We start from the raw sequence: 6,680 nt of genomic DNA, 5'->3' as shown, positions 1-6,680 counted from the left end.
GGTTTACTACGGATTCTGGTACACGCCCAAAATGGACGCCTTGATGTCGTTCATCAAACAGGCACAGACCCCAGTCACCGGTGAAGTCACGCTGAAGCTTTACAAAGGCAACATCTCCGTCGACGCACGCAAAAGCCCGAACAGCTTGTACGACGAAGAAATCGCGACCATGGAAGGCGGCGGTTCATACAACCAAGATGACGCAGAAGGCTTCTTGCGAATCCAAGGTTTGCCAAGCCGCGTCCAAGGCCGCGTCACACCACGCAGCTACTAATCGGACCTGCAATCGCAACATGCCGGCGACACGCCGATCAATCGAGCGTGTCGTCTGGCAAGGGCTCGTTGCCGCGGGGCGTTACCAATGCCTTGAAAGTCTGCGGCAACATCTCTTTTGACAAAAAATGCCCGCGGCCATCGACGGTCGCTACCGTCGCACCGGACTCCACGAAACCACCGGGCGACAATCCAGCACCACTGTTGATGGTGCCTTGCATTTTGGAAAAGTCGTAGTCGACTGGCTCGGTCCATCCGTTGAACGCCTGATTGTTCGGCGGCCGAGCGGCAATCACCAAGATGGTCTGCGCCGACTTGTCGGTAACGTCTCTGGGCCCCAGTGGACCACTTGGCGGAAACAGTGTTCCCGGCCCTACGACCAAGTAGTAGCCTGAACGGTCTAGCATTCCGCTGTTATCACCCGGATGCAAATAGGCGTCCGGCATCTCATACGCCGCCTCCAAATTCACGGGATGATTCCAAGGTTTTGTGAGATCAAATCGCGAATACAATTCGCGTTCCCCCAAATAGGGCAACAACAGCACGCGCCATGAATGCATCACCGTACCGCCGGATGTCTTTGATGCTGGCGGCGGATAGGCTCCATAGTCAGCGGCATACGCATTCATCGCCGACGCGATCACTTCCAGTTTCGATATCGATGATCGCTGTGTCCTAATCTCCGCCAATCGCGACACGCTTCCGCCACCGAACTGGATGATAGAAAAGACCAAACTGACCAACAGCATCAAGACCACACCGGCAGCCAACATCGCTCCGACAGGACGGCGTGCCTTTGCCGGCGCAGACACTTCCTGGACGCCGGCAAAATCGGGGATTTCGATCGGCGACCCACAGGAAAAACATTCGCCCGATTGGCCGCTGTAACGGTCCTCGACCTGAGTCTTGGCGGAGCAGTGCGGACAAGTAAACAGTAAAGGCATATATTGCGTCGGTTTGTAATTCGATCAGTCGTCAAGCGGCGCCGCAATTTGGCACCGACATCCGCCTACATCTTAAAGGACAATTCTTTGCGAGTGGTATTACAGCGGGTCACAGAAGCGTCGGTGAAAGTCGACGGTGCAATCGTCGGGCAAATCCAACACGGCTTCATGGCACTTGTCGGGATCGGACAGGGCGATAACGAAAGCGTCGTGCAGTGGATGGCCGACAAAACGGCACAGCTTCGTGTCTTCGAAGACGAGGCCGGAAAAATGAATCGTTCGATCATTGAATCCGGCGGCGCAGTCCTGGCGATCAGCCAATTCACCCTGTATGGGGATTGCCGCAAAGGCCGCCGCCCCGCGTTCACAGATGCCGCCGCACCTGACGTGGCCAACGAATTGTACCAACGCTATGTCGCGATGGTTCGGCAACACGGCATTGAAGTTGAAACCGGAATTTTTGCCGCCGACATGAAGGTTTCCTTAGTCAACGATGGCCCCGTCACGATACTGCTCGAACGAGAATCCGACACCAACTGACGCCCACGCCCGTTTATCGCAGATCGTCCTGATCACGGCTGGCGCGAAAAATCGGCGGACGCCAACTCGGGAGCGACCATTGCTCCTGTTCTGTCAAATCATATTTGGCTCGCTCGCGAAGCCGTCCCGCGATTTGATTGTCGCTGGCCGCGATATAAAGCAGCGCAAACAACATCGCATAGACGATCACGTTGGCCATTGGGTTGATGCCAAAAAACTTGAGCGCCGTGCCAAATGACTTTTTGGTACGCAATCGCCCAACGCCGACTTCGACGGCCCAAATCTCGTCCAAGATCAAGTGCACCATGAAGCCAACGACCACGGCAACCGCTTTGTAAGCACGCTCAGCGTTGCTAGGGCATGGCATCACCAAGTAGGCAATCAGCCCGGCTGACACCGCTGCCGGAATACTGTGCCACATCCCGCGGTGCACCGTGAATCGCTTGAAAAACTCAAACGCGACAAAGCGGATCGCGACATAGATCAACATCGCGGCGAGCGCCATCGATTCGTGCGACAGATTCAAGTCTCGGAATCGATTCAGCATCATCATCGGCACGACCGCCGCGGCAAACATGCTGATCTCACGCAGCGGAATGCCACCATCACTGTCCAAATCAGGCAACATCCCACTGACCGCGCATAGACCTCCCGCCAAGATGCCGTTCTCTAACGTCATCGATTGACTGGTCACGCCCCAGTAGCCGTAAGCGGCTCCGGCGACGGTGCTGGCGGTGATGTGCGTTTTAAAATCAGCCACGCTAGCAAAACAGAGTTGACAAAGGCGGAGCAGGGCAGTGGAGTGATAAAATCGGGCAATCGTATTTACCGAGATCGCCAGCCCACTGCCAGACCGAATTCGCGTTTGCCAGCACGCGCCACTATGCGGTGGATCCCCCGTCAGAACCGTCACCTTGATCGGCAAGACGATGCTGCTGGAAATCCGCCGCAGCGGCATAACGCACGAAGTAACGATTGATCGTATCGACCAAGTCCGTGTTGCCACGAAAGTGCCCCGTCTTCAACGATTCAGCCCCGCCACTTTTTCGCTCAATCGTCAACACATTGTTTTCGAGTGACATGGATTCGGCGTCCGAAAATGGCATTTCGGATTTCCAAGGATCGTAGGCCATCCCCAAACAATCGATGACGAGCGTACCTTTCTTGCCTTCGTAGGTGACCGGCGGGAAAAGCTGCTCGACAACATCTCGCTCCTGATCGTTGCTCGGTAGAAACCGGTAGGGCAGCGATCGAGCGTGCACCTCTCGAAAGTTGCTTTCGTACTGAGACCACTGCGAGGCCTCGTATGATGACGCGTTGACGATTCCGTGATACCAACTGCCATCGCCTGGCAAAGAAAGATCTTGCTGCAACTCGGGCGCATCAATTCGATATCCCATCGCGTCCAAACGCTCTGACAAGGGCGGGTGCGAATCGAAAGGATGCGCCGTCTGCAGCGACGAGATGTTTTCGCTTCCGATAAACGACGGTGCGAATTGCCCGAACCCGTTTTCAATCCGCGAAGCAATCTTTGCGTCCTCAAGCGATCCTTCAAAATCAAACAGATCCTGCTCGATCTGATATCGGTAGGTGCTGTATGCGAGCGTCCTCATCAGCGCGCTTGCGACCGACCGATTCGACGCCACACCCGCAGCAATCAGATCCGCCCGAAACTCACGTTCGCGACTAATCTTGCCAAGCGACAATGCATACAAGCCACGGAAACACATCATGAAGGAATAAATCGGCTTCGTAATCGCACCTTCATAAAGCGCCCCCAGGTAGTTGTCGAAACGCTGCAACAGCGGCGATATCCGCTTCGAATAATGCGTGTCATTTCCGCTGAAGTGCGCCATCTCGTGCGCGATCACTGCACGAGTCTCTTCGCCATTGAGCTGCTTTAATAGCGCCAGGCTGACATACAGCGTTCGTCCCTTCAAACGCTTTCCGTCAAGCATCACGGGGGCTTCAGTAACAAAGAAATTGTCATCGATCCCGGCAACAATTTGCGACGGGGCTTGCGTTTCCAACTGATCACAAATTTGCTGCAAGTCAGCCCACAACTTGGGCGCAGCCTGCCGGTCCAACAACTGACCTTCGAGCTCCAATTCTGTTCGCGCTGGCGCGAAGATCGCTTTCAACAATCCCCAGATCGCGGCCAATCCGACCAACGCAACAACGATGATCAACTTGGGAATGTAAACGTTAAACCATAACGCCGTGACCCAAAACGAAAGCGAGACCAATAGCGTGACTTGAGCCACGGCCTGAAACGCTCCAAAGACCCGAAGCACATTCCAGCCCACCGCCAAGCTGACATACTGAGCCATCTGCGATCGTGTCGATGCGATCACGGCTAAAAAGCCAATGACAAACATCGCCACACCAGATGTGATGCAAGCAACCGATGTGATCTTCAACCATTCAATCGATCGATGCTGAAACAACACCTCGCCATCAACACCGGCGGCGAACTGCGGATCTTTGATCATCTCACTGAAGGGCACGCTCTCATAAATCAGCACAAGAGCGTCTTTCTCGTTCGGATCGATCGTCGGGTCAGAGCGAATTGCCGAAACCATCGCGTCGCGAGCTTCCGCATCCATCCGTCCTTGCGCATGCCAAAAGAAAGCAAACGCAAACGCCGGCACCAGAAAGACACTCAGCGCAGGCAACAAGAAAGTCTTCACAAAACTCAACTTGGAGAAATCATCGTGCGGTTCGGCAGTCATCCAGGCACCTGAAACAAAGAAAAGGCGAAAAACATCCCCTCAGAATAGCACCCCAGAAACCATCCATGTGAACAAATGCACGGGACCTGAAAGAGCGCCGCCCACGAGACCGCAGGACACACGATTGACCTTCGTCCAAACGGAGCTTTTTCCTATAAGTAGCGCCCAAGCCCGCGCGACAACGACACGGGCGACCCCGCAGCAAACGACTCGGAGCGAGACACTCGGAGTTCCTACCCATGCAACCATACGACTACGTCATGCTAGCGATCCTGGCCGGCGCGGGCCTGTTCGGCGCCGTGAAAGGCTTCGCATGGCAGATCGCGTCGATTTCGTCGATTGGGGTCAGCTATTTCGTCGCGTACCGATTCCGAGAACCGCTCAGCCAATCGATCGAGGCGGAACCGCCATGGGATCTATTTCTGGCAATGCTGATCCTATTCATCGGAACCTCGCTGATCATCTGGGTCGCATTCAACATGGTCCGCGAGACGATCGATCGACTGAAACTGAAAGAATTCGATCGGCAGATCGGAGCGCTGTTCGGGCTCATCAAGGGCTCGCTGTACTGCACGCTGATCACGCTGTTTGCGGTCACGCTGATGGGTGACTCGATCCGAGACCAGATCGTCGCCAGCAACAGCGGTCGATTCATTGCCAGGAACCTCAACCGCAGCGAACCGCTGATCCCGCCGGAGATCCAACACTTCCTCCAGCCGTACCTGGACAGGATGGACGCGGAGTTCGAGACCAACCAAACGCCAGCCGACAGCACAGGGCAGCCAACGCCAGACCAACAAAGCACCTAGGGGCGCTGAGAACCGGGGAACCATTGGCCGAAACCCGGGTTTTGCGTGAAATACGGGGAAAAATGAACTCCGAATACAACATAAGAGTGATTATCGGACGTTGCAAAAGGGGCTTTTTCAGGCCCATTCCCGCATCCAAACTCCCGGCGACCACCCAGAGATCGCTCTTCGGCAACTGATCAGCTAGCCAATCACCGGCCAGCCAACGCGCTCGGCCGAAACCAACCAGCCCCGCCCAGACAGCCGCAGTGGGCGAAGCTAAACCACCGCAAAGCACCGCGACGAAGCACCAAACATTGGCTGTCGACAACCAAGCAAACTCAGATTTGATCGGTCGTCGACATCGGACTCAATTCGCCTCCTGATCGGTTGTCGACAACCAATCGGGCGCGGGCGAAGCGACTACGCCTCGACCGGTTGCTCTTCCAAAAAGACACCGATCTGGCGGAACTTCTCGTAGCGAGATTCCAGCAACTCATCGATCGGCTTGGTTTCCAGATCAGCCAGCGTTTTGGCCAAGTAAGACTTCAGACGCGACGCCATTTGGTGATGGTCGCGATGCGCCCCACCCAGCGGCTCTTCGATCACGTCATCGACGACGCCGAGTCGCTTGAGGTTATCGCTGGTGAATTTCAGGGCCGATGCGGCTCGCGGTGCGTGCTCGTGGCTCTTCCACAAAATACCGGCGCAACCCTCAGGACTGATCACGCTGTAATAAGCATGCTGCAGAACCGCGATTCGGTCGCCAACGCCAATTCCCAACGCGCCGCCGGAACCGCCTTCACCGATCACGATGCAGATGATCGGCGTTTTTAACTGACTCATTTTGAACATGCTTTCGGCGATCACTTGCGCCTGCCCACGCTCCTCAGCACCGACACCCGGATACGCGCCGGGTGTATCGATGAAACAGATCAGCGGCAAGTTGTACTTTTCCGCCAACCGCATCTTGGTCATCGCCTTGCGATAGCCTTCGGGGTGCGCACAACCAAAGTGACACGCGGCGCGCTCTTTGAACGTGCGGCCTTTTTGGTGCCCAAGCACCATGACTTTAAAACGGTCGAGCTTTGCGAAGCCAGACAACATCGCGCGGTCGTCACCGAAGTGTTTGTCACCATGAAGCTCGACGAAGTCGTCGAACGCCAGATTCAAATAGTCTTTCGTGTAAGGACGATTCTTGTGACGAGCGACTTGAACGGTCTGCCACGGGTCCAACGACGAATAAACATCACGCAGTTGCTTTACCAAATCCAACCGCAGCGAACGCAACTCGGCTTCGGAGGACTCATTGCGATCGGTTTGACGCTCGAGGACGCTGATGCGGTTTTCGGTTTCCGCGATCTCGAGTTCAAAATCTAAACCGGGGCCAGCCATAGTTTGCT

The 6,680-nt window shown here is 55.4% G+C and carries 6 protein-coding genes and 1 pseudogene; 3 read left to right on the top strand and 4 right to left on the bottom strand.

Features of this window, described 5'->3' with window-relative positions:
* Window positions 1-274, top strand: a pseudogene (locus tag CGZ80_RS23215) (argininosuccinate synthase domain-containing protein); the annotation flags it as partial.
* Between the two features lie 37 nt (window positions 275-311).
* On the opposite strand, the gene CGZ80_RS23210 reads toward CGZ80_RS23215, so the two are convergent.
* Complete coding sequence (locus CGZ80_RS23210) at window positions 312-1,217, bottom strand: DUF1559 domain-containing protein (RefSeq protein ID WP_094418055.1); 906 nt, start codon at window positions 1,215-1,217, stop codon at window positions 312-314.
* An 87-nt stretch (window positions 1,218-1,304) separates the two neighbouring features.
* Between CGZ80_RS23210 and dtd the strand changes: the two genes are divergently transcribed.
* A complete protein-coding gene (gene dtd / locus CGZ80_RS23205; protein WP_094418071.1) occupies window positions 1,305-1,757 on the top strand; it encodes a D-aminoacyl-tRNA deacylase in 453 nt (150 codons plus the stop codon).
* A gap of 13 nt (window positions 1,758-1,770) precedes the next feature.
* Here dtd and CGZ80_RS23200 read toward each other — a convergent pair whose 3' ends face one another.
* Window positions 1,771-2,517, bottom strand: coding sequence for a metal-dependent hydrolase (locus tag CGZ80_RS23200; protein WP_233148613.1), 747 nt, complete (start codon window positions 2,515-2,517; stop codon window positions 1,771-1,773).
* A gap of 121 nt (window positions 2,518-2,638) precedes the next feature.
* The gene (locus CGZ80_RS23195; protein WP_158222827.1) at window positions 2,639-4,447 is read right to left on the bottom strand and encodes a M48 family metallopeptidase; all 1,809 of its coding nucleotides are present in this window, start codon (window positions 4,445-4,447) and stop codon (window positions 2,639-2,641) included.
* A 281-nt stretch (window positions 4,448-4,728) separates the two neighbouring features.
* Between CGZ80_RS23195 and CGZ80_RS23190 the strand changes: the two genes are divergently transcribed.
* Window positions 4,729-5,298, top strand: coding sequence for a CvpA family protein (locus tag CGZ80_RS23190; RefSeq protein ID WP_094418052.1), 570 nt, complete (start codon window positions 4,729-4,731; stop codon window positions 5,296-5,298).
* 402 nt (window positions 5,299-5,700) lie between these two features.
* On the opposite strand, the gene CGZ80_RS23185 is transcribed toward CGZ80_RS23190, so the two are convergent.
* Window positions 5,701-6,672, bottom strand: a complete 972-nt coding sequence (locus CGZ80_RS23185; RefSeq protein WP_094418051.1) for an acetyl-CoA carboxylase carboxyltransferase subunit alpha — start codon at window positions 6,670-6,672, stop codon at window positions 5,701-5,703.
* Window positions 6,673-6,680: the final 8 nt, after the last annotated feature.

The organism is Rhodopirellula sp. MGV (genome assembly GCF_002251265.1).
In the GTDB taxonomy this organism is placed as follows: domain Bacteria; phylum Planctomycetota; class Planctomycetia; order Pirellulales; family Pirellulaceae; genus Stieleria; species Stieleria baltica_A.
This window is presented reverse-complemented; position numbering and strand designations above follow the sequence as displayed.

What these genes read in the sequence shown, in the direction of transcription:
- CGZ80_RS23210 (WP_094418055.1), bottom strand. Translation starts at nt 1,217, where the DNA reads ATGCCTTTACTGTTTACTTGTCCGCACTGCTCCGCCAAGACTCAGGTC.
- CGZ80_RS23190 (WP_094418052.1), top strand. Translation starts at nt 4,729, where the DNA reads ATGCAACCATACGACTACGTCATGCTAGCGATCCTGGCCGGCGCGGGC.
- CGZ80_RS23185 (WP_094418051.1), bottom strand. Translation starts at nt 6,672, where the DNA reads ATGGCTGGCCCCGGTTTAGATTTTGAACTCGAGATCGCGGAAACCGAA.